This window comes from Pseudomonas sp. B392_1p (assembly GCF_052245235.1).
Taxonomy (GTDB): domain Bacteria; phylum Pseudomonadota; class Gammaproteobacteria; order Pseudomonadales; family Pseudomonadaceae; genus Serpens; species Serpens gallinarum.
Window position 1 is genome coordinate 1 of the sequence record NZ_JBQPXM010000046.1, and the last position, 210, is coordinate 210.

Below are 210 nucleotides of genomic sequence, written 5' to 3' on the forward strand. Positions count from 1 at the left end.
TGCGCGGCGAGCAGTACGGCCTTGTAGCCAGCGATGTTGGCCTGGGAGGACAAGACGTCCAGGCTCTGCGCGCGGGACGTGCGCGGTGCGGCTTCCAGGGCAAAGGCGGTGATGCCTTGGGCGGCCAGCTTGGCGATCAGCTCGGTGTTAAACGGGTTGAGCATGCCCACCAGCACGGTGCCGCTCTTCATCTGCGCCAGTTCGGCGTCG

Annotated in this window: 1 pseudogene; it reads right to left on the reverse strand. The window is 66.7% G+C overall.

What is annotated here, in order from left to right:
• A pseudogene (locus ACTV8E_RS20745) lies at positions 1–210 on the reverse strand (NAD(P)(+) transhydrogenase (Re/Si-specific) subunit alpha); the annotation flags it as partial.